Source organism: Paraplanobispora siamensis (genome assembly GCF_016863175.1).
Taxonomy (GTDB): domain Bacteria; phylum Actinomycetota; class Actinomycetes; order Streptosporangiales; family Streptosporangiaceae; genus Planobispora; species Planobispora siamensis.
Genome location: NZ_BOOJ01000059.1, coordinates 69,678 through 90,783, shown reverse-complemented (window position 1 = coordinate 90,783; position 21,106 = coordinate 69,678). Strand labels below are relative to the sequence as shown.

21 protein-coding genes and 1 pseudogene are annotated in these 21,106 nt (G+C 71.8%); 9 read left to right on the top strand and 13 right to left on the bottom strand.

All coding sequences use genetic code 11. From position 1 onward, the window contains the following. Window positions 1-152: 152 nt before the first annotated feature. Window positions 153-1,841 (top strand): carotenoid oxygenase family protein, encoded by a 1,689-nt coding sequence (locus tag Psi01_RS33655; RefSeq protein ID WP_204068177.1) that lies wholly within the window; start codon window positions 153-155, stop codon window positions 1,839-1,841. A 42-nt stretch (window positions 1,842-1,883) separates the two neighbouring features. Here Psi01_RS33655 and Psi01_RS33650 read toward each other — a convergent pair whose 3' ends face one another. The 4 genes from Psi01_RS33650 to Psi01_RS33635 all read right to left on the bottom strand — a co-directional run bounded on the left by Psi01_RS33650 (window position 1,884) and on the right by Psi01_RS33635 (window position 5,163). Further along, entirely contained in the window at window positions 1,884-2,852 is a 969-nt protein-coding gene (locus Psi01_RS33650; protein ID WP_204068176.1) for a thermonuclease family protein, read from the bottom strand. A gap of 82 nt (window positions 2,853-2,934) precedes the next feature. Beyond that, on the bottom strand, window positions 2,935-3,930 hold the full coding sequence (gene bioB, locus Psi01_RS33645) for a biotin synthase BioB (RefSeq protein ID WP_204068175.1): 996 nt from the start codon (window positions 3,928-3,930) through the stop codon (window positions 2,935-2,937). A gap of 77 nt (window positions 3,931-4,007) precedes the next feature. After that, complete coding sequence (gene bioD / locus Psi01_RS33640; RefSeq protein WP_204068174.1) at window positions 4,008-4,730, bottom strand: dethiobiotin synthase; 723 nt, start codon at window positions 4,728-4,730, stop codon at window positions 4,008-4,010. A gap of 22 nt (window positions 4,731-4,752) precedes the next feature. Further along, entirely contained in the window at window positions 4,753-5,163 is a 411-nt protein-coding gene (locus Psi01_RS33635; protein WP_204068173.1) for an ATP-binding protein, read from the bottom strand. A 320-nt stretch (window positions 5,164-5,483) separates the two neighbouring features. Here Psi01_RS33635 and Psi01_RS33630 point away from each other — a divergent pair, with 320 nt between their 5' ends. From Psi01_RS33630 to Psi01_RS43690, 3 genes are read left to right on the top strand one after another with little or no spacing between them, the layout of a single operon-like run. After that, complete coding sequence (locus Psi01_RS33630) at window positions 5,484-6,773, top strand: PP2C family protein-serine/threonine phosphatase (protein ID WP_204068172.1); 1,290 nt, start codon at window positions 5,484-5,486, stop codon at window positions 6,771-6,773. 34 nt (window positions 6,774-6,807) lie between these two features. Continuing rightward, a complete protein-coding gene (locus Psi01_RS33625) occupies window positions 6,808-7,878 on the top strand; it encodes a cobalamin B12-binding domain-containing protein (protein WP_204068171.1) in 1,071 nt (356 codons plus the stop codon). Continuing rightward, window positions 7,879-8,205 (top strand): STAS domain-containing protein, encoded by a 327-nt coding sequence (locus Psi01_RS43690; RefSeq protein ID WP_239128223.1) that lies wholly within the window; start codon window positions 7,879-7,881, stop codon window positions 8,203-8,205. 27 nt (window positions 8,206-8,232) lie between these two features. On the opposite strand, the pseudogene Psi01_RS33620 reads toward Psi01_RS43690, so the two are convergent. From Psi01_RS33620 to Psi01_RS33610, 3 genes and pseudogenes are all read right to left on the bottom strand, one after another. Further along, window positions 8,233-9,537, bottom strand: a pseudogene (locus tag Psi01_RS33620) (PP2C family protein-serine/threonine phosphatase); the annotation flags it as partial. A gap of 218 nt (window positions 9,538-9,755) precedes the next feature. Beyond that, a complete protein-coding gene (locus Psi01_RS33615) occupies window positions 9,756-10,475 on the bottom strand; it encodes a GntR family transcriptional regulator (RefSeq protein ID WP_204068169.1) in 720 nt (239 codons plus the stop codon). 73 nt (window positions 10,476-10,548) lie between these two features. Further along, complete coding sequence (locus Psi01_RS33610) at window positions 10,549-11,709, bottom strand: 8-amino-7-oxononanoate synthase (RefSeq protein WP_204068168.1); 1,161 nt, start codon at window positions 11,707-11,709, stop codon at window positions 10,549-10,551. A 68-nt stretch (window positions 11,710-11,777) separates the two neighbouring features. Between Psi01_RS33610 and Psi01_RS33605 the strand changes: the two genes are divergently transcribed. Continuing rightward, window positions 11,778-13,274, top strand: a complete 1,497-nt coding sequence (locus Psi01_RS33605) for a PAS domain-containing sensor histidine kinase (protein WP_204068167.1) — start codon at window positions 11,778-11,780, stop codon at window positions 13,272-13,274. Between the two features lie 34 nt (window positions 13,275-13,308). Here Psi01_RS33605 and Psi01_RS33600 read toward each other — a convergent pair whose 3' ends face one another. Both Psi01_RS33600 and Psi01_RS33595 read right to left on the bottom strand, forming a co-directional pair. After that, the gene (locus Psi01_RS33600) at window positions 13,309-13,563 is read right to left on the bottom strand and encodes a WhiB family transcriptional regulator (RefSeq protein WP_203876942.1); all 255 of its coding nucleotides are present in this window, start codon (window positions 13,561-13,563) and stop codon (window positions 13,309-13,311) included. A 276-nt stretch (window positions 13,564-13,839) separates the two neighbouring features. Continuing rightward, window positions 13,840-14,784: a diacylglycerol/lipid kinase family protein gene (locus tag Psi01_RS33595; protein ID WP_204068166.1), complete on the bottom strand. Its 945-nt coding sequence runs from the start codon at window positions 14,782-14,784 to the stop codon at window positions 13,840-13,842. Between the two features lie 78 nt (window positions 14,785-14,862). Between Psi01_RS33595 and Psi01_RS33590 the strand changes: the two genes are divergently transcribed. Next, window positions 14,863-15,258 (top strand): hypothetical protein, encoded by a 396-nt coding sequence (locus Psi01_RS33590; RefSeq protein WP_239128222.1) that lies wholly within the window; start codon window positions 14,863-14,865, stop codon window positions 15,256-15,258. 10 nt (window positions 15,259-15,268) lie between these two features. Here Psi01_RS33590 and Psi01_RS33585 read toward each other — a convergent pair whose 3' ends face one another. The 3 genes from Psi01_RS33585 to sodN form a co-directional block, all read right to left on the bottom strand. Next, entirely contained in the window at window positions 15,269-16,048 is a 780-nt protein-coding gene (locus Psi01_RS33585; protein WP_203876945.1) for an RNA polymerase sigma factor SigF, read from the bottom strand. Between the two features lie 17 nt (window positions 16,049-16,065). Next, on the bottom strand, window positions 16,066-16,491 hold the full coding sequence (locus Psi01_RS33580) for an ATP-binding protein (RefSeq protein ID WP_373872527.1): 426 nt from the start codon (window positions 16,489-16,491) through the stop codon (window positions 16,066-16,068). A 193-nt stretch (window positions 16,492-16,684) separates the two neighbouring features. Beyond that, entirely contained in the window at window positions 16,685-17,086 is a 402-nt protein-coding gene (gene sodN / locus Psi01_RS33575) for a superoxide dismutase, Ni (protein ID WP_204068165.1), read from the bottom strand. A 31-nt stretch (window positions 17,087-17,117) separates the two neighbouring features. On the opposite strand from sodN, the gene Psi01_RS33570 reads away from it, so the two are divergent. After that, window positions 17,118-17,486: a S24 family peptidase gene (locus Psi01_RS33570; protein WP_204068164.1), complete on the top strand. Its 369-nt coding sequence runs from the start codon at window positions 17,118-17,120 to the stop codon at window positions 17,484-17,486. Here the strand turns inward: Psi01_RS33570 and Psi01_RS33565 are convergent. Next, window positions 17,441-17,986 carry a CGNR zinc finger domain-containing protein gene (locus tag Psi01_RS33565; RefSeq protein WP_204068163.1) on the bottom strand — a complete coding sequence of 182 codons (546 nt, stop codon included), beginning with the start codon at window positions 17,984-17,986 and terminating at the stop codon, window positions 17,441-17,443. The genes Psi01_RS33570 and Psi01_RS33565 overlap by 46 nt on opposite strands. 270 nt (window positions 17,987-18,256) lie before the next feature. On the opposite strand from Psi01_RS33565, the gene Psi01_RS33560 reads away from it, so the two are divergent. Further along, complete coding sequence (locus tag Psi01_RS33560; protein WP_204068162.1) at window positions 18,257-19,447, top strand: NAD(P)-dependent malic enzyme; 1,191 nt, start codon at window positions 18,257-18,259, stop codon at window positions 19,445-19,447. Window positions 19,448-19,723: 276 nt separating this feature from the next. Next, complete coding sequence (locus tag Psi01_RS33555; RefSeq protein ID WP_204068161.1) at window positions 19,724-21,079, top strand: NsdA family TPR-like regulatory protein; 1,356 nt, start codon at window positions 19,724-19,726, stop codon at window positions 21,077-21,079. Window positions 21,080-21,106: the final 27 nt, after the last annotated feature.

Genomic DNA, 21,106 nt, shown 5'->3' with positions numbered 1-21,106 from the left:
GCGCGCACCATAACCGGTCTCCTACGGCGCGTGACCGGCCGACGACCGAACCTTGACCGGACATCTCCCGCCGGACCGCGGCCTTGACTCCGGCGGGGGAAGGGAGCTGGATGGACAGCGAATCCAATTCGGTTTTCGCAGGAGGGGCCGCCATGCCGATTCCGCGCTCGATCCTGACCAAGGGAGACCTCCCGGACCTGGATCTCGCCGTCGTCGGCGGGAGCTGGCCCAGCGATGTCTCAGGACATTTCCTGATCAGCAGCTCCGACCAGCGCAGCAACCCGGTCCACGCGTTCTTCGGCGACGGCATCCTCGTCCGCCTCTCCCTGACCCCGGGCACCGACGGCGCCCCCGCCGGCCGGTTCGCCTGGCGGCCGCGGGTCATCGACTCTCCTTCCGTACGGCTGCGCCGCCGGCGCCCCGAGCTGTTCACGGCCGGACCGGTCGGCACGTCCTCGCCGTTCGGCAGCCTCAACGCCGCCAACACCGCCCCGCTGCCCTGGGGCGACCGGCTCTTCGCCACCTGGGACGCCGGCCGCCCCGTCGAGGTCGACCCGGTCAGCCTCGCCTTCCTCGGCGAGGTCGGCCACCGCGACGACTGGGCCCCGGTCCTCGACGCCCCGGCCCTGCCCGCGATCCTGTCCACCGCGCACCCCGTGATCGACCCCGACCGCGGCTGCCTGTGGTCGGTGACCCGCGACCCGCTCACCGGCGGGCTGTCGGTGGTGCGCTACGACGGCACGGGCAAACACGTGCGGCGTCATCCCGTCGAAGGAGCGGTGTTCCCGCAGGCCACCCACACCATCACCCAGACGCGCGACTGGCTGGTGCTCGCCGACACCGCCTACAAGGTCGACCTCGAGGAGGTCCTCGGGGCGGGCGACCGCCGGGTGGCCAACAACCCCGACGGCCCGCTGGTGCTCGTCCGCAAGGACGCCCTCGACGCCGCGCCGCCGGGCACGCCGGTGCGCGGCGCCGTCTTCCGGATCGCTCCCGAGGTCAACCACTTCTACGCCGTCTACGACGACTCCGCCGGGATCCGCGTCGTCATGGAGCACACGCCGGGCGTGGACATCGGCATGTACCTCAGGGAGGGCGACCTCGACGTCCACGGCCGCCCGATCGACCCGGCCCTGCGCGGCATGTACTGCCACGGGATGACCCCGGCCGTCACCACGCTCCTGGAGTTCGACCCCGGCCGCGGGACGGTCACCGACCTCGCCCGGCTGTACGACCCGGGCCGCTACTGGCAGGCCGAGCTGTCGGCCGTCGACTGGTCCCTGGAAGGCCGGCTCGCCCCGACCCGCCACCATCTGATCTTCCAGGGATTCCACCCCGAGGGGATCAACCAGCGGGCGCTGCGCAACTACGGCTCGCGGGTGGACCGCTCGCTGTTCCCCGGCGAGCAGACCCCGGCGGTGCTCGCCTCCCTGGAGCACGACTCGCTCAAGCCGCTGTCGGAGTGGGCCTGGTCCCTGGACGACTATCCGACCGCTCCGGCGTTCGTGCCCAGGAACCCCGGCGGGCCCGGGCGCAGCCGCTACGCGGGCGCCGAGCCCGGCGGACACGACGGTCACCTCGTCGTGGTCGTGCACAACGACGCCCGCTTCCGGATCGAGGTCTTCGACGCCGCCGCCGTCTCGCGCGGCCCGGTGGCCACGCTGGCCCCGGACCCCGGCACGGTCGTCCCTTTCATGATCCACGCGGCCTGGATGCCGGAGGCCGGGCCCGCCGACCCCTCCGTCGAACGGCTCCGCTTCGCCGACGACCTCGACGACCGGCTCGGGCAGCTGGACCCCGCCCTGCAGGCCGTGGCCCGCGAGGTCGCCGCGGAGCTGTGACGGGGCTGCGGGGCCCCACGCCGCCCGGCTCCGGCGGGGTGTTCACAGCGGGGGGACCGACCAGCCCTTCTCCGCCCACAGGGGCGCGTGCTCGGCGTTGACGTACAACCGGTCCTCGGGGTTGGGGACCCGGTGGTAGCTCTGCGGGTGCAGCAGCTCACGCGAGCTGTCGGACAGGTCCAGGACGTAGCGGTCGGGGGCCCGCCGCCCGGCCAGGAAGCGCAGCTCGAAGGCGTGCAGCTTCAGCGGGTCGGCCGGGTTCCAGAGCCCGGCGCCCGCCTGGCGCGCCCGCCGCACCGAGTCGCGGGCCTGGCCGAGCGCGCCCCGCTCGGCCAGCTCCCTGGCCGATCCCGGCGCCGGTACGGCCTGCGCCACCCTGTTCTCCTGGCGGACGAAGGGGTCGACGTTGGGCCAGATGAGGTACGGCATGACGTGCCCGCCGGCCAGCAGCCGCTCGTTGTACGGCGCCGGCCGCGGCTTGGCCTTCTGGTCGCGGTTGACGTAGCACAGCAGCCTGCCGTACCGGTCGAGGATCTCGTGGGCGAAGGCCAGCCGCAGCTTGAAGGTCTCCGGGGTCAGGCCCTGCTCGGCGATGTCCGAGCTGATCATGTCCTTGAGCGCCTGCGTGGGCGGGCCGCCGTGGGCGGCGTGGTTGGCGGCCGTGCCGGCGTCCAGCTTCGTCAGCAGGTAGGCGTGGAGCGACGCGCGCAGCGGCAGCGGTTCGAGGCCGGGCGCGAACGGGTCGGTCAGGAACTGCGTCCAGGCAGGATTCGAGATCTTGACGAAGCTCTTGGGCCAGTCGGGGAAGGTGGTGTTGCGGGGCAGCTCGAAGCTGACCTCGGGGGCGTCCACGCCGAGCAGGCGCACGCCGAAGTTGCCGTCGGCCGCGATGTTGATGGTGTCGCCGTCATGGACGATCTTGTCGACGGGCTGGGGCGCGCCTCTGGAGCGTGCGAGGAGTGCGTGTCCGACGGTGATGCCGGGAACGGGCTGTTCGATCGCTTTCGCCATGTTCCACATGATGAACGCCCGTTCGCGGCCCGTCAGGAGGGTCGCCGGTCCCGAATACGGCTCCGGGACCGGAGAACGCGGCTCACAGCGTGTCGGAGAGCGCCTTGATCGGCATCTTCAGGTCGGCCAGCAGCTCCAGGTCCTTGTCCGCGGTGCGGCCCAAGGTGGTCAGGTAGTTGCCGACGATGATCGCGTTGATCCCGCCCAGCATGCCCTCACGGGTGCCCAGATCGCCCAGGGTCAGCTCCCGGCCGCCGGCGTAGCGCAGGATCGTGCGCGGCAGCGCCAGCCGGAAGGCGGCGATCGTCTTGAGCGCCTCGGCGCCCTCCAGCAGCGGGAAGGACTCGAACGGCGTGCCGGGGCGCGGGTTGAGGAAGTTCAGCGGCACCTCGTCGGGCGCCAGCTCGCCCAGCTGCCCGGCGAACTCGGCGCGCTGCTCCAGGCTCTCGCCCATGCCGACGATGCCGCCGCAGCACAGCTCCATCCCGGCTTCGCGGACCATCAGGCAGGTGTCCCAGCGCTCCTGCCAGGTATGGGTGGTGACGACCTTGCCGAAGTGCGAGCGCGCGGTCTCCAGGTTGTGGTTGTAGCGGTGCACCCCCATGGCGGCCAGCTCGTCGACCTGGGCCTGGGTGAGCATGCCGAGCGAGCAGGCGACGTTGATGTCCACCGCCTCGCGGATCGCCTTGACGCCTTCGCGGACCTGGTCCATCAGCCGGCGGTCGGGTCCCCGTACGGCGGCCACGATGCAGAACTCGGTAGCGCCGGTGGCGGCGGTCTCCTCGGCGGCCTTGACCAGGGAGGGGATGTCCAGCCAGGCGGCGCGGACCGGGGAGGAGAACTGGCCGGACTGGGAGCAGAAGTGGCAGTCCTCGGGGCAGCCGCCGGTTTTGAGGGAGACGATGCCCTCGACCTCGACCTCCGGGCCGCACCAGGCCATGCGCACCTCGTGGGCCAGGGACAGCAGGTCGGGCAGGCGCTCATCGGGCAGGCTGAGGCACTGCAGCGCCTGGGCGGCGTCCAGGCCGCGGCCTTCCTGGAGGACCTGGACCCGGGCGATCTCAAGGATGTCGCTCAACTGATGGCTCCGCTCTGCGGGGGTCGGCTACGGAGCCAGCCTAGATGTGCGCTCCGCACGGCGGGGGCGGGTCGTGATCACGAGGCGATCGTGAACGCCGTGCGGAAGGCCGCCGCGTCGAAGGCGCCGCCGAGTGACGGGCCCAGGCCGGCCCGGGCCGCGCGGGCGAAGCTCTCGCGGTCCATCGCGCCGGCCCCCTCCGGCAGGACGCCGGTCAGCGGGCGGGCGGCCAGCATCTCCAGGTCCGCCACGTTGCACCGCTCGGCCAGGCCGGGCTCGGCCGGCCACGACCCGATCACCACCCCGGCGGGCCGCAGCCCCCGCCCGGCCATCGCCTCCAGCGTCAGCGCGGTGTGGTTGAGCGTGCCCAGCCCCGCCCTGGCGACCACGAGCACCGGGGCCCCGAGCCTGCGGGCGAGGTCGGCGATCGTGGCGCCCTCGTCGTCGAAGCGGACGAGCAGGCCCCCCGCGCCCTCCACGATCACCAGCCGGTGCGACTCCGCCAGCTCCTCGATCCGCTCGGCGGCCCCGGACAGCGACACCGCATCGGTGCCCGAGACCCGGGCCGCGGCGGCCGGGGCCAGCGGGTCGGGGAAGCGGGCGAACTCGAAGGTGGTCGTCACGCCCGACAGCCGGATGACGTCGTCCAGGTCGCCGGGCTCGTCCGGCCCGACCCCGGTCTGCGCGGGCTTGACCACCGCGACCGACGACCCCCGTTCACGCGCGAGGGCCGCCACCGCGGCCGTCACGATCGTCTTGCCCACTCCGGTGTCGGTCCCGGTGACCACGAGGATGCTCACCCGCACCACCCTAGAGGCGAGCTCACCCGGTGCCGGGCAGGGACAGGGGGGTCAGGCGCATCCGGAGCCGGACGCGGGAGCGGCCGACCATCTGGGAGATGCTGAACTCGTCGCACAGCCGGCCCATGAGCCACAGGCCGAACCCGCGCGGGCTGTCGGCCTCCGGGGTGGGGCGGTGGACGTCGTGGGCCTGCAGCGTCCCGGAGGAGTCGGTGATCTCGACGGTCAGGCAGTCGTCGTCGCACCAGAGCTCGAGGGTTCCGGCGCCGCCGCCGTGCTCGCGGACGTTGATGACCGCCTCGTTGGCCGCCACCACGAAGTCCATCAGGCGGTGGCCGCTCAGCCCCGCCTCGGCCGCCAGTCCGGCGATCCGCTCGCGCAGGGTGGGCAGATCGGTGTCGATGTCCCATCGGTGGTGCTGGGGGGTGCCCACTCGCGCTCCTTTCAGAGTGAGGTTCCGGGACCGGATCCATCGCCCTGGTCCTGCCGGGCGCCGAAGGCGATGGTCATACGGTAGTTCCCCTCTATGGCCTGGTGATGGTGTTTGCGGGAAGTTTGTCGCACTCTCAGAGAAGAGTGATGGAGAGGGCCCGGAGTCGTGTTGACCCGGAGCATGCCGGGAGAGACAGGTATGGTGGTCGGACGCCCTATGTGGAAGGCCCGGTGATGACGACAGTACGGCCGGCAGGCGAGGAAACCGAAGTCGTTTCCCAGGGCATACGCCCGGCTTGGCGAAACGACACGGAGTTCCTGGTGGAGGCCGGTCGCCGGTTGTCCGCCTCACTCAACACCCGCCGCTGCGCGCGGACCACCACCGAGCTGGCCGCGGCCTTCCTTGCCGACGTCGCCATGGTGGTGCTGCCGCCCACCCGGCGCCGGGCGGGCTGGCTGCGCGGCGTGGCCGGGCAGACCGGTCTGGAGGAGGGGGAGATCGACCTCGCCGCCGCCGCCGAGGTGCCGGGGCTCGCCGAGGCGCTGGCGGGCTTCCCGCCGGTGCCCAGCCGCTGGCTGGACTCCACGCAGACCCCCGTGTGGCTGCTGCCCGAGGGGTTCGGCCCGGTCGGTCACCTGCTGGTGACGCCGCTGCCGGGCAACGGCGTCCCGGCCGGGGCGCTCGTGCTCGCCCGCCGCGAGGGCGCCGAGCCCTTCGACGACAAGACCGAGGCCCTGGTGCGGGTCTTCGCCGCCAGGGCCGGCGCGGCCATCTCCGCGGCCGTGCTGTACCAGGAGCAGAGCGCCACCAACGCGATCCTGACCGGTGACCTGCTGCCGCCCCCGCTGACCGGGCTGGAGGGGGTGCGGATGGCCGGGTCGCTGCGCGCCTCCCAGCAGGCCGGGCTGATCGGCGGCGACTTCTACGACTTCTACCTGCCCGACGCCGACGCCCTGCGGGAGGACCCCGGGCGCAGGCCGCTGGTGACGCTGGGCGACGTGTGCGGCAAGGGCGCCAGGGCCGCGGTGCTGGCCGGGCAGGTCCGGCACAGCCTGCGCACCCTGCTGCTGGTGGAGGGCCGTCCCGAGCGGATCGTCAGGCTGCTGAACCGGTCCCTGCTGGCCTCCCCGGCCAAGAGCCCCTTCGTCACCATGGTGCTGGGGGCCGTGCACTCCGCCCCCGACGGCCACACGCGGCTGGAGCTGGCCATCGCCGGGCACCCGGCCCCGCTGGTCCTGCGGGCCGACGGCGCCGTGGAGGAGATCACCGACCGCGGCACCCTCCTCGGCGCGCTGAGGACCATCGCCCCCGCCCTCGCCACCGTCGACCTGGCCCCGGGTGATGTGTGCCTGTTCTACAGCGACGGCATCACCGAGGCCTTCGGCGGTCCCACGGGCGGGGAGATGTACGGCACGGCCCGCCTGAAGGCCGACCTGGCCACCTGCGCGGGCATGCCGGTCGCCGCCCTGGTCGAGCGCCTGGAGCAGCTCAACACCGGCTGGCTGGCCGATGGCGTGGAGCAGGACGACCGCGCGCTGCTGGCCGTACAGGCGGCGCCGCCGGCGGCCCGCGTCCCGGCCGGCGGAGGGAGCGGAGGGGAGGAGCGATGACCCGTCTCGTTCCGGCCACGGGAGGGTGGGAGCGATGAACAAGCTCGCCCTGGCCCACGACCTGGAGGCGGCCGCCGAGCAATACCTCGAGCGCATCGGCCACGCCGACGAGTTCGGCGCGGTCGACCTGGCCCTGAACCTGCTGGACGACGGGGTGCCCGCCGAGACCCTGCTGCTGGACCTCATCGCCCCCGCCCAGCGCCGCGTCGGCGAACTGTGGGCCGCCAACCGCTGGTCGGTGGCCCGGGAGCACGGGGCCACCGCGGTGAGCGATCGGGTCGTGGCGGCCATCGCCTCCCGGGTGCGGTCCGAGCCCGTCCTCGGCCGGGTCGTCGTCGCCTGCACCGACGGCGAGTACCACGCCCTGTCCACCCGGCTGCTGGCCGAGGTGCTCCGCCTGCGCGGGTGGCGGGTCGACTTCCTGGGCGCCAGCGTCCCCGGCACCCACCTGATCACCCACCTGCACCAGAAGGGGCCCGACGCGGTCGCCCTCAGCTGCACGCTGCCCACCCGGCTGCCCCGCGCGCACGCCACGCTCACCGCCTGCCAGGCCGTCGGCGTCCCCGTCCTGGCCGGAGGCCCCGGGTTCGGCTCCGACGGCCGCCTGGCCCGGCTCCTGGGCGCCGACGGGTGGGCTCCCAGCGCCGACGCCGCCGCCGACCACCTCCAGGCCGGCGGCCTGCCGTCGTCCCCGGCGTCGATGGACGCCATGGCCCACCTGGCCGACGAGGAGTACACCCAGCTGGTCAGGCGCCGCCCGGCCATCCTGACCGGCGCGATGGACGCCCTCGCCGACGCCTACCCGCCCATGGCCCTGTACGACGAGCGGCAGATGGAGTCCACCGCCGAGGACATGGCCCACGTCGCCGACTTCCTCGCCGCCGCGCTCTACGTCGACGACGTCGCCGTGTTCACGGACTTCGTCACCTGGACGTGCGGCGTGCTCCAGGCGCGGGGGGTGCCGCCCGAGGCGCTCGTGAGAGGGCTTCGCGTCTTCCGGGATCAGCTGCGAGAATTTCCCAGAGCCCGCCGTCTGCTGGCCGAGGGCATCCGTTCGGCGCACGCCGCCGAGACCGACGACGCCGATTGGGAGAACGAACGTTAGATGCTGGAGAGGATCCCGTTCCGTACCGAGGTGCTGGCTCCTGAACCGGGCGTGACCCGCGTGGTGGTCACGGGGCACCTCGACTACGACACGGCTGCGGAGCTGTCGGCCATGGCGCCGAAGTTGTTCACCGAGAACGTCGAGGTGGCCGAGCTGGACCTGGCCGGCGTGACGTTCATCGACTCATCAGGGATGGCGGCCCTGATCCACGTGTACAACGCCGCGGAGGAGGCCCGCGGGAAGTTCAGGATCGTCGCCCTGACCCCCTACCTCGGCCATCTGTTCCAGGTCACCGCTCTGGACAAGGTCTTCGACCTGCCGTCCTGAGCCGCCCGGCCGGGGCACGGTGATCGCCAGGACGGCGGTGTCGTCGTTCATGCCGCCGCCGAGGCGGCGGACGACCTCGTCCACCGTGTCGATCATCGCGGCGGCGGGCAGGCCCGCCAGGCTCCGGGCCAGCGCGGTCAGCCGTTCGTCGCCGAACATCTCCCGGCCGGCGGGGTCGCCGTCGACGGAGACGTACGACTCGGTCAGGCCGTCGCTGTGCAGCAGCAGCCCGTCTCCGGGCTCCAGCCGCGCCCGCACGGCGGTGATGGTGGGACGGGGGAAGATGCCCACCAGCGAGCCGTTGGGCGGGTGCAGCGCCTCGACCCGGCCGTCGGCGCGGACGAGCTGGGCGGGGGGATGGCCGCCGGCGGCCAGCACCAGGTCGAAGCCGTCGCCGTCGGGGGTGAGCAGCCCGAACTGGACGGTGCAGTAACGCGGCTCGTCCGGCTGCTGCTCCTGCAGCAGCACCGTGTTGAGGTTGGTCAGCACGCCGACCGGATCAGGGTCATAGGTGGCCGCGGCCCGCAGCGTGTAGCGGGTCAGCGAGGTCAGCGCGGCGGCCTCGGCGCCCTTGCCGCACACGTCGCCCAGGAAGAACCCCAGCCGCCCGCCCTCCATCGGGAAGGCGTCGTAGAAGTCACCGCCCACCCGGTCGCAGGAGGCCGAGTGGTAGCAGGCCGCCAGCTCCAGACCCGGCACCCTGGGGAGCAGGGGCGGCAGCAGGGAGCGCTGCAGGGCGCTGGAGAGCGTCTCCAGCCGCTGTTTCTCAGCCTCCAGCTCCCGGCGCATCCGCCGCTCCCGCATCACGGTGGAGAGCGCGGAGACGCGCAGGTCGAGCTCGTCGACGACCACCGCGGCCAGGTCGCGTAACGCCCGCAGCTGTTTGCCCGCGGCCGTGCGGGGCGCGGTGTCCAGGACGCTGATCGTGCCCAGCCGGTGCCCGTCGGAGGTGGTCAGCGGCACGGCGGCGTAGAAGCGGACCCCGGGCTCGCCGTGGACCAGCGGGTCGCGGGAGGCCCGTGAGTCGCCGGCCGCGTCGGTGACGATGTACGGACCGTCCTGGAGGATCGCCTCCCCGCACAGGCCGGCGTCGCGGTGGATCTGCCGCGGCCCGGCGGGCAGTCCCTGCCTGGCCTTGAACCAGATCCGGTCCTCGTCCACGATGGTGATCGCGGCCATCGGCGTCTCGAAGACCAGCGCGGCCAGCGCCGCCAGCCGGTCGAAGGCGTCGTCGGGCGGGGTGTCGAGGATGCGATAGCGGTGAACCGCCGCCAGCCGGGCTTCTTCGGCCGTCGCGCCGCCGCCGGTGCCGCTCAGGGTGTCCGTGCTCATATCCACCTTTCGCATGCCCCGGGGTGAGAGGTTGCCACCCCGGGACACGGACCGGACGGCCGGTGACGCCGCGCCCGCAGATGCCTGTAATGACCACCAAGCATCCGTCTCCCGGCCGATACGACGACTCTGGCCAAACCAGCGTTCACTCCAGGCTAGGCCGACACATGCGCCGAAGTCTGCGACTTGGGACAACGGCACCGAGGACGCGGAGCGCCTCAGGGACGCCGCAGGCGGGTGACGAACTTGTAGCGGTCGCCGCGGTAGAGGGACTGGGCCCACTCGACGGGGTTGCCGTCGGCGTCGAAGGCGTGGCGGGTCAGCAGCAGCATCGGCAGGCCCACGTCGACGCTCAGGATCTGGGCGTCGTACGGCGTCGCGAGCACGGTCTCGATGATCTCCTCGGCGTCCATCAGCCGCACGTTGTAGGCGTTGTGCAGCGTCTCGTACAGAGAGGAGTGCACCTCCAGCTCCCGCCGGAGCCGGGGGAAGCGGCGGGCCGACAGGTGGGTGGTGTCGATCGACATCGGCTCGCCGTTGGCCAGGCGGAGCCGGTGGATGCGCAGCACGCGCCCGCCCGGGTTGATGGCCAGGCGGCGGGCCAGGGGCTCGTCGGCGGTCACGTAGCTGATGTCGAGGATCTTGGTGTCGGGTTCGAGGCCGACGGTCCGCAGGTCACCGGTGTAGGAGGTGAGCTGGAGGACCTGGGCGACCTTGGGCTGCGCGACGAAGGTCCCCTTGCCCTGGATGCGCACCAGGCGCCCCTCGACCACGAGCTCCGACAGCGCCTGGCGCACCGTGGTCCGCGACGTCTCGAAGCGGACCGCGAGAGTGCGCTCCGGAGGCAGCGCGCTGCCGGCGGGCAGGCTCTTGGTGAGCGCCAGCAGGCTCCGCTTGACGTCGTAGTACTTCGGGATCCGGGGTGACTCGTCGGTCATGGAAGCTCCTCACCCGACGGGGCCGAGGCCCGCGGACACGCTGTGCCGCGCCCGCCCGCGTCGCCGCGTCCGCTCACATGCTCACCTTCATCTCGGCCACAGCGGTGAGCGCAGCCCGGATCACCGCGAGATCATCGGAACTCAGATTGGCCCGCGCGGTCAACCGCAGGCAAGAGCGGCCGACCGGCACCGAAGGCGGCCGGAAGCATCCGGCGCGCACCCCGTGTTCCGCACAGATGAGGGCGGCCCTGAGTGCGGCCTCGGGTGCGCCGAGAACGACGGGGACGACCGCACCCGCCGGTTCGCCGGTCTCCAGGCCGAGTTCGCGGGCCACGGAGGCCAGCTCTCTCGCCCTGGTCCGTACTAATCCGGGCAGTTCGGGCTGAGTTCGAAGGATATCCACAGCGGCGAGTGCCGCGGCCACGCTGCCCGGGGCCAGACCGGTGTCGAAGATGAACGAACGGCCCGTGTCCACAAGGGTTTCGATCACCTCGGACGCCCCGAGGACGGCCCCTCCCTGGGCACCGAGCGACTTCGACAGTGTGACGGTTCTCACAATCGTCCGTTCACCGGCCAGACCCGCCCCGTACACCGCGCCGCGCCCGCCGGGGCCGATCACGCCGAGCGCGTGCGCCTCGTCGACGACCAGCAGGGCGCCCTGCCGTACGGCCGCCGCGTGCAGCTCCTCCAGCGGCGCGAGGTCCCCGTCGACGGAGAAGACCGCGTCGGTGACCACGAGCGCGTGCTCCTCGTCCCGGTCGGCCAGCGCCTTCTCCACGGCGACGACGTCCTTGTGCGGGGTGACCACCACACGGGCGCGCGACAGCCGGCAGGCGTCCACGATCGAGGCGTGGTTGCCCGCGTCGGAGACCACCAGCCCGCCGGCGCCCAGGGCCGCCACGGCCGACAGGTTGGCCAGATAGCCGGAGGAGAAGACCAGGGCGCTCTCGGCCCCGGCGAAGGCGCACAGCGCCGCCTCCAGCCGGGCGTGCAGCGCGGTGGACCCGGTGACCAGGCGCGAGCCGGTGGAGCCGGTGCCCCACGTGCGGGTGGCCTCGACCGCCGCCTCGGCCAGCCGCCCGTTCCTGGCCAGGCCGAGATAGTCGTTGGAGGCCAGGTCGATCAGACCGCCGTCGTCGGGCGTGCGCGCCCGCAGCGTCCTCCTCAGACCCGCCGCGCCGCGCCTGGCCGTCGCCGCGCGCAGACGCGCCAGCGGATCCCGGGTGTGCTCCATACGGGGAATTTTGACAGTCGCGGCGGCCCGATTCGCGTTCGGGCCAGCAAAGAACGCATGATGCACGGGTGCCGACTCTTAGCGACCTGGCCGTCCGCCACACCGCGCTCGACGAAGCGGACCTCGAGTGGATGCACTCGCTGGTCTCCGACTGGCAGCTGCTGGCGGACCTGTCCTTCGCCGACCTCATCCTGTGGATCCCGCTCAGAGAGGGCACGGGGTGGATCGCGATCGCGCAGATGCGGCCCACGACCGGGCCCACCGTCTACCACGACGACGTCGTCGGGACGGTCATCGCCAAGGGCGAGCGAGAGCTCATCGACACAGCCTGGAACGAGCGGCGGATCTGCCGGGAGGGCGATCCCGACTGGTCCAGCGGCGTCCCGGTCCGCGAGGAGACCATCCCGGTACGGCGGGCCGACACCAGCGCCGCCCCCGGCGACCCGCCCGTGCAGCGCTATCTCGGGGTGATCCAGCGCTCGACGAACCTGTCGTCGGCGCGCACGCCGTCCCGGCTGGAGCTCACCTACCTGCAGAGCGCCTCCGACCTGGCCCAGATGGTGGCCGAGGGACGCTTCCCCTTCTCCGGGGCCGAGCCGATCCTGGTCCGCTCGCCCCGGGTCGGCGACGGACTGCTCCGGCTCGACCGGGCGGGCCGGGTCACCTACGCCTCGCCGAACGCCCTGTCGGCCTACCGGCGGCTGGGGCTCACCGCCGACCTGGTCGGCGCGGAGCTGGGCCGTACGACCGCCACGCTCTGCTACTCCGACGAGCCCATCAACGAGAACCTGATGGTCGTGGCCAGCGGCAAGGAGCCGCGCGAGACCGAGGTGGAGGCGGGCGGCACGGTCGTGCAGCTGCGGGCGATCCCGCTGGTCGTCGGGGGCGGCCGGATCGGCGCGCTGGTGCTCATCCGCGACGTGACCGAATTGCGGCGCCGCGAGCGCGAGCTGATGACCAAAGACGCCACCATCCGGGAGATCCATCACCGGGTGAAGAACAACCTGCAGACGGTGGCGGCGCTGCTGCGGCTGCAGGCCAGGCGGCTGCGGGTGCCGGAGGGGCGCGAGGCGCTGGAGGAGGCGGTGCGCAGGGTCGGGTCGATCGCGATCGTGCACGAGACGCTGTCGCACACGCCCGAGGAGCAGGTGGACTTCGACGACATCGCCGACCGGGTCATCGCGATGGCCAGCGAGGTGTCGGCCCCCGAGGCGCAGGTGGCGCCGCGCCGGGTCGGGACCTTCGGGGTGCTGCGCTCGGAGATCGCGACGCCGCTGGCGATGGTCCTCACCGAGTTGCTGCAGAACGCCGTCCAGCACGGGCTGGCGAACCGGCCGGGCCGGCTTCAGGTGATCGTCTCGCGGGGTTGCGACCGGCTCGACGTGGTCGTCTCCGACGACGGGGCCGGTCTGCCCGAGGGGTTCGACCTGGAGTCGTCCACCAGCCTCGGGCTGCAGATCGTGCGGACGCTGGTCGTGGGGGAGCTGGCCGGGCGCCTGGCCATCGAGCCCCGCGCGGAGGGGGGCACCGAGGTCACCCTGGCCATCCCCCTCCCGGCCGCCTGACGGGCCGGGCGGGGAGTCTCCGGGAGCGGGTGCGTCAGACGGCGGCGCGGGCGCGGGCCCGGGCGGTGCGGCGCTTGAAGGCGCGGCGCTCGTCCTCGCTGAGGCCGCCCCACACGCCGGCGTCCTGGCCGGACTCCAGGGCCCACTTCAGGCAGGACTCGCTCACGGTGCACGTACGGCAGACCTGCTTGGCCTCTTCGATCTGCATCAGGGCTGGGCCGGTGTTGCCGATCGGGAAGAACAGCTCGGGGTCCACGTCACGGCAGGCAGCTCGGTGGCGCCAGTCCATGCGTCCACTCCTTCGTGTGAGGAGCCCTTTGCGTGGCTCCGTCGGCTCACTTTGTGAAGACTTTCACTAGCTAGCGCGGACATCGTCCGGACCGGGTTCGGTCCGGAGAGGTCTGCGGTGATCGCCGGTGGCCTGAGAGCGAGGTGCGGTCAAAGGTCCTACGTTCCGACGTCAATGTTGAGATTGTCAGCCGAGGTCAGCGCACGCAAGGGTTTTGGAAGAACGTTTTCCCGGTAGGAATGTCGGATGCGTCACACGATGACTGGTTGTAACAAGCTAGACCACGATCTGTAACGCGTTAGGGATAGACCGGAAAGTCACCTTTTCCACCTCTCCGAGGTAGTCGCCGTCGAGCTGGTAGGCCACCGGCCGCTCGGCGGTCAGGGTGAACTCCTTCTCGTCGTGCAGCTGCGCCAGGTGCCTGCCGCTGGGCAGGGTCTCCCGGGTGCCGATGATCTGCGACAGCAGGTGGACCATGGCCGCCGGGCCCAGGCGCTGCAGGCCCAGCAGGTCCAGGCCGGTCTCGAAGCTCGCCCACGGGGTCGGGCAGACCGGCCGGGGCCCCACATAGGACCAGGGGGAGGTGTTGGAGATCACCGCCATGAAGATGCCCTCGGCCGGGGGGATGCCGGGACCCTCCAGGGTCATCGCGGGGTGGCGCTTGTCGGTCGACAGATAGTGGCGCAGCGCCGTGTTCACGTAGCGGGCGGGGGTGGCCTTCAGTCCGGTGCCGCGCATCCCCTCGACCGCCCGGATGACCTCGGCGTCGTAGCCCAGGCCGCCGCAGAAGGTGAAGTAGCGGCTCTGCCCGTCCCACAGGGCCTGGCCGAGCCCGACCGTCCGCCGGCGGTCCCGGCCCACCGCCTCCAGCACCACGCCGGTGGCCTCCACCGGGTCGTTGGGCAAGCCGAGCGCCCGCGCGAAGACGTTCGCGCTCCCTCCGGGGATCACCAGCAGCGCCGGCCGGTCGGTCGCCGCCTCCCCGTCGTCGGCCTCGAGCAGGCCGTTGACGGTCTCGTTGATGGTGCCGTCGCCGCCGAGCACCGCCATCACGTCGAACCCGGCCGCGTGCGCCGTACGGGCCAGGTGGGCGGCGTGTCCCCGGTATCCGGTCTCCTCGACGGTGAGGTCCACCGTCGCGCCCAGTGCCCTGATGAGGACGTCCTGCGTCCGCTGGTTGGTCGTCGTGGCCTTGGGGTTCACCAGGAGCATCGCACGCATAAGGCCAGCGTATCCATCGATAACGGTACATACGCGGCGCACGACCGATCGGCCCGTAACGGCTATAAGGTTGACCCCGTGCCGAACCGTCCGATGACCTTGACCGTCGCCGCCGCAATCCTGGGCCTGGAGGGCCTGGCCGCCGTGCTGCTGGGCGGCTACGTCGGCGTCGAGACGGTGATCGGCCGACCGGACGACGTCATGAGCTCGGTCTTCGTCGCCGCGTTCGGCCTGGTCATCGGCGGGGCCCTGCTCAGGGTCGCCTGGGGGTTGCTCCGGATGGAGCGCTGGACCCGCAGCCCCGGGGTGCTGACCCAGATCTTCATGATCCCGGTCTGCGTGACGCTGTTCCAGTCCGGCCAGACGCTGCTCGGCGTCCCCCTCGCCGCCGCGGCCGTGGCCGGACTGGTCGCGCTGCTGTCCCCGCCGACGACCCGCGTGCTCTACGGGGACGATCCGCCGCGCGAGGCGTAGGCGCGAGGGCCTAGTCGTCGGCCGTGAGGCCCTCGCGGAGCTGGGTCAGGGTCCTGGCCAGCAGCCGGGAGACGTGCATCTGCGAGATGCCCAGCTCCGTGGCGATCTGCGACTGCGTCATGTTGCCGAAGAACCGCAGCAGCAGGATCCGCTTCTCACGCGGCGGGAGCCGTTCGAGCAGCGGCTTGAGCGACTCGCGGTACTCGACGCCCTCCAGGGAGTCGTCCACGATGCCCAGGGAGTCGGCCACCGCGGGCGCGTCGTCGTCGCCGGAGTCGGGGGCGTCGAGGGAGACCGTGGAGTAGGCGTTGGCCGACTCCAGTCCTTCGAGCACCTCCTCCTCGCTCATCTTCAGGAACGCGGCCAGCTCGGCGACGGTGGGCGCCCGGCCCTCGCGCTGCGACAGCTCGCTTATCGCCTTGGTGAGCGAGAGCTTCAGCTCCTGCAGGCGGCGCGGCACGCGGACCGCCCAGCCCTTGTCGCGGAAGTGACGTTTGATCTCGCCCACGATCGTCGGCGTGGCGTAGGTGGAGAACTCCACGCCGCGGCTGAGGTCGAAGCGGTCGATGGACTTGATGAGGCCGATGGTGGCGACCTGGGTCAGGTCGTCGAGCCACTCGCCGCGGTTGCGGAACCGGCGGGCGAGGTACTCGACCAGAGGCAGGTGAAGCTCGACGAGCTCGTCACGGATGCGCTGGCGTCGCGGGTCGTCGGGGGTCAACTCCGCCAGTTCGCCGAAGAGCGTGCGCGCGCGAACCCTGTCGGGCACCGCGTGGTCGCTGGTGGCCATGGCACGAGTCCTTTCCGTCACGCCGGCCTCGCCGCGCCTCGGCGCTTGCGGAGCACGATCGCCATACGGTCCGGGGAGTCGGTCACCGCGTCGACGTCGTCGGCCAAGGCGGTGAGCACCATCCACGCGAACTCGTCGCGCTTGGGCAGGGTGGTTCCCACCGTGCTGACCTCGACCCGGACCTGCATCTCCTGACCCGTGAGCTCGAACTCCGCGATCAGGTCGGTGCCCGGGACGGCCTGGGTCAACAACATCGCACACGCCTCGTCGACCGCGATCCGCAGATCCTCGATCTCGTCAAGCGTGAAGTCCAGCCGTGCGGCCAAACCGGCAGTGGCCGTACGTAACACGGACAGATAGGCACTCACGGCAGGGAGCCGGACGGTCACCACATCACGGATCCCGCCCATACCGACCGTAGGCGCCTCAGTGTGCTCGGTCACATTCCTCCTTGCAGAGTCGCTCACTGCAACCTACCGCCATGCAACGGTACATGGCCCGGTTGGACGCGCGATGAGGAGGATTTGCCCTGTCTATGAGGCAGTATTGGACGGTGGTGCAAACGAGGTCACGGCGCCGGCCCCCGCGCCGCCGGATGGGGCGGCGCGGGGGCCGGCGACCGGTGGGCCGGAGGGATCAGGCGGCCTTGGTCTCCCAGAAGATCTTGGAAATCTCGTCGATCTTGGCCAGGAGCTCGTCGGCCTTGGCGACGTCGACGGTGCCCTTGGCACCGGCGGCGCCCGCCAGCTTGGTGGCGTCCCAGAACAGCTGGTGGAGCTGGGGGTAGGCCTCCAGGTGCGGGGGCTTGAAGTAGTCGGTCCACAGCACCCACAGGTGGTGCTTGACCAGGTCGGCCCGCTCCTCCTTGATGCCGAGCGCGCGGGAACGGAAGACCGGGTCCTCGTTCGCGGCGTACTTCTCCATGATGGCCTTCACGGACTCGGCTTCGATGCGGGCCTGGGCCGGGTCGTAGACACCGCAGGGCAGGTCGCAGTGCGCCGAGGCGACGTGCCGGGGGCGCAGAAGTCGTGCGAGCATCGGAAAATCCTTCCTTGATGCTGAGATCAGCATGGTCTGGATCCGACCTTACTCGCCTTCGAAAACCCGTGCCTGGAGGGGTGTGCGCCTCGTGAGAGTCCGTGTCGAGGGGGATTCCATGCTGCCCGTCCTGCGCCCCGGGGACTGGTTGTGGGTACGGCGCGGCGCGCGGGTCCGGGCCGGTGATCTGGTCCTCGCCAGGCTCCCGGGGAACCCCTCCCAGCTGATAGTCAAACGCGCCGCCTGGCCGCAGGGCGACGGCTGGTGGCTGGAGAGCGACAACCAGCGGGCCGGCGGCCGCAGGGACAGCTGGGACTTCGGCGCCGTCCCGGTGGTGGGCCGGGTGGTCGCGCGCTACAGGCCCGTCCTCTCCTTGCCGGTCTTCTTCCTGGCGCGGTAGGCGGCCACGTTCGCCCGGCTGGCGCACCGCTCCGAGCAGTAACGGCGCGAGCGGTTGGAGGAGGTGTCGAGATAGGCGCGGCGGCAGGGGGAGGCCCGGCACAGGCCGAGCCGGTCGGCGCCCAGGTCGGTGACGATGGCGGCCAGGCCCATCACCGCGCCCACGATGTACTGGTCGGAGAAGCGGCCGCCCTCGGTGAGGTGCATGTGCCAGGCCTCGCCGTCGTGGTCGGAGATCTGCGGGTGGACCGGGTGGCGGCGCAGCAGCGCGTTGAGCCGGTCGACCACCTCGCGCTCGTCGCCCTCGGCCGCGGCCTCGAAGACCGCCACCAGCTCCTCGCGCAGCTCGCGCAGGGCGGCCAGGTCGTCGCGGTCCAGCCGGGAGGCCTGCCGCGGGCGCCCGCCGTCCTCCAGGAGGGCGCGCAGGCCCTCCAGTCCGGTGAGGCGGTCGGGGCTGTTGACGAGCAGCACGGCCAGCTCGGCATAGGAGGTCAGGTCCACGGGGAGATTCCGTCGATGTAAGCGATGGATGGCTAGGCCGAGTATTACATGAGTGACGCGGTTAACACGCTGTCAACGAAAGTGAGCAATCCCTGTTATCCACCGCAGTCTCACCATGTGGCACAATCAAAAAACGGGTGACCCCCGTACCCCCTCTCTGACGACCGTTCTCAGCGTGTAAGACCTGAGCGGCTACCGAAGCCGGGCCACGCTTCCCACGGCGTCGACGAAGGAAACATCCGTCTGTCTGACTGAACTACAGGGGTCGCTGTGGCCGTCACGCCATCCTCCATTTCCCTCGAATCCCTCGATCTGGATCCCGCCTTCGCCCTGCACCGCGGCGGCAAGCTGGAGATCCGCTCCACCGTCCCGGTCCGCAACGCCGACGACCTGTCCCTGGCCTACACGCCGGGCGTGGCCAAGGTCTGCACCGCGATCGCCGAGGAGCCGGAGCTCGTCAACGACTACACCTGGGTCTCCAACGTCGTGGCCGTCGTCTCCGACGGCACCGCCGTGCTCGGCCTGGGGGACATCGGCCCGGCCGCCGCCATGCCCGTCATGGAGGGCAAGGCACTGCTGTTCAAGCAGTTCGCCAACGTCGACGCCGTGCCCATCTGCCTCGACTGCACCGACGTGGACGCCCTGGTCGAGACCGTGGCGCGGCTGGCGCCCTCGTTCGGCGGCATCAACCTGGAGGACATCAGCGCCCCCCGCTGCTTCGAGGTCGAGGACCGGCTGCGCGAGCGCCTGGACATCCCCGTCTTCCACGACGACCAGCACGGCACCGCGATCGTCGCGCTGGCCGCGCTGAAGAACGCGGCCAGGCTGACCGGCCGCTCCCTGGGAGACCTGCGGGCCGTGGTCGCCGGGGCCGGCGCCTCCGGCGTCGCGGTCAGCCGCATCCTGCTCAACGCCGGCATCGGCGACATCGCGGTCTCCGACTCCCGCGGGATCATCTACGAGGGCCGCGAGGGTCTCAACCCGTTCAAGGAGGCCCTGGCGCGCGACACCAACCGGGCGGGCCTGCGCGGCTCCACCGAGGAGGCGCTGGCCGGCGCCGACGTGTTCATCGGCCTGTCGGGCTCGACGGTCTCGGAGGAGGCCATCGCGTCGATGGCGCCCGAGGCCATCGTCTTCGCGCTGTCCAACCCGACGCCGGAGGTCCACCCCGACGTCGCCCGCCGGCACGCGCGGGTGGTGGCCACCGGCCGCTCCGACTTCCCCAACCAGATCAACAACGTGCTGGCCTTCCCCGGCGTCTTCCGCGGGGCGCTGGACGTGCGCGCCACCACCATCACCGAGAACATGAAGGTCGCCGCGGCCGAGGCGCTGGCCGCCGTGGTCGGCGACGACCTGTCGGCCGACTACGTCATCCCGAGCCCGTTCGACGAGCGCGTCGCGCCCGCGGTCATCGCCGCGGTCGCCGGCCAGGCCCGCGCCGACGGGGTCGCCCGGCTCTGACCCGGGGACCCAGGGGACTGTCCGACTGCGACCCGTGCGGGGCCCGTCCACCCGTGGGCCCCGCACCTTCCTGACCCATTCCACAGGACGCCTTCCGCCCGACCGGCGGGGCGTCCTGTGTCATGTCGATGCAAAGAACCGTTACGGAGTGTGCTATAAAAAGAGCCCTCCGTTATCTTCTCGGGCAGGGCGCGCACGAGGAACGGATGTGCGCGCGACCGGACGCCGGATGCGTCCGTCGCGCTCCCCCGCATTTCCCCACCGTCGAGGAGAGCGATGGAACGCGAGCCCAACCGACTGCTCAAACGGCTCATGGCCGAGGCCGGCTTCACCTACAACGGAGTGGCCAGAAGGCTCAACGATCTCGGCAGGATCCGCGGCCTGACCGGGTTGCGGTACGACCACAGCTCGGTCATGCGCTGGCTCGGTGGCCAGCGGCCCAGGGAGCCCGTCCCGGGCCTGCTGTCCGAGATCTTCACCCTCCGGCTCGGCCGTACGGTCACCCCGGAGGATCTGGGACTGCCCGCGTCATCCCCCCTCGATCTCGGGCAGGAGTTCAATCACACCTGGCATGAGGGGGTTGCAAGCGTGACAGCACTGTGGCGAGCCGACGTCGAGAGGCGCAGGTTCCTGCTCGACTCCACCTTCGTGATCGGAGCCGGTTCCGTCGGCGCCGTGAAATGGCTCGCCCTCCCGGCGCAGACGCGTCCCGTGGCGGGAGGCTCCCGGAGGGTGGGCATGGCCGACATCGCCGCGATCCGGGAGGTGACCCGGTCCTTCGGCGAGCTGGACAACAGGTTCGGCGGCGGGCGGATCCGCTCGGCGGTCGTGAAATACCTGGACACCGCCGTCGCGCCGCTGCTCAACGACGGCTCCTACGCCGAGGCCACCGGCAAGGAGCTCGCCTCGGCCGCGGCGGAGCTGACCAGACTGGCCGGCTGGATGGCCTACGACCTGGAGCACCACGGCGTGGCGCAGCGCTATCTCATCCAGGCGCTGCACCTGGCCAGGGGAGCGGGCGACCACGGTCTCGGCGGGGAGATCCTCGCCGGGATGAGCCACCAGGCCGTCTACCTCGGCCAGCCCGTCCACGCCCTCGACCTCGCCAGGGCGGCCCAGCTGTCGGCCCAGCGCGCGGGCATCCCCGCGCTGCTCGCCGAAGCCTACGTCCTGGAGGCCCACTCCCACGCCCTGCGCGAGGACGGCGCGGCCTGCGCCAAGGCGCTGCACCGCGCCGAGGAGGCCTTCGACCGCAGGAAGGCGGGCCAGGAGCCCGGCTGGATCGCCTACTTCGACGAGGCCTACATGTCGGCCAAGTTCGCCCACTGCTTCCGCGACCTGGGCGACGGGGAGCAGGCCGTACGGCACGCGCGGCGGTCGCTGCAGATGGACGGGCGGTTCGTGCGCGGGCGCATGTTCAACCTGTCGCTGCTGGCCGCGGGCCTGCTGCGCCGCGGGCGGGTGGAGGAGGCGTGCGCGGCGGCGGGCGAGGCGCTGGATCTGGCCGGCGGGCTCCAGTCGGCCAGGACCCGCTCCTACCTCAGGGACCTGTGGCGGCGCCTGCGCCCGCACTCCGCCGAGTCGCCGGTGGCGGCGCTGGGCGAGCGGATGCGCCAGCTCGTCCCGGCCTAGGACACGTGAAAGGGGCCCGGTCCGAAG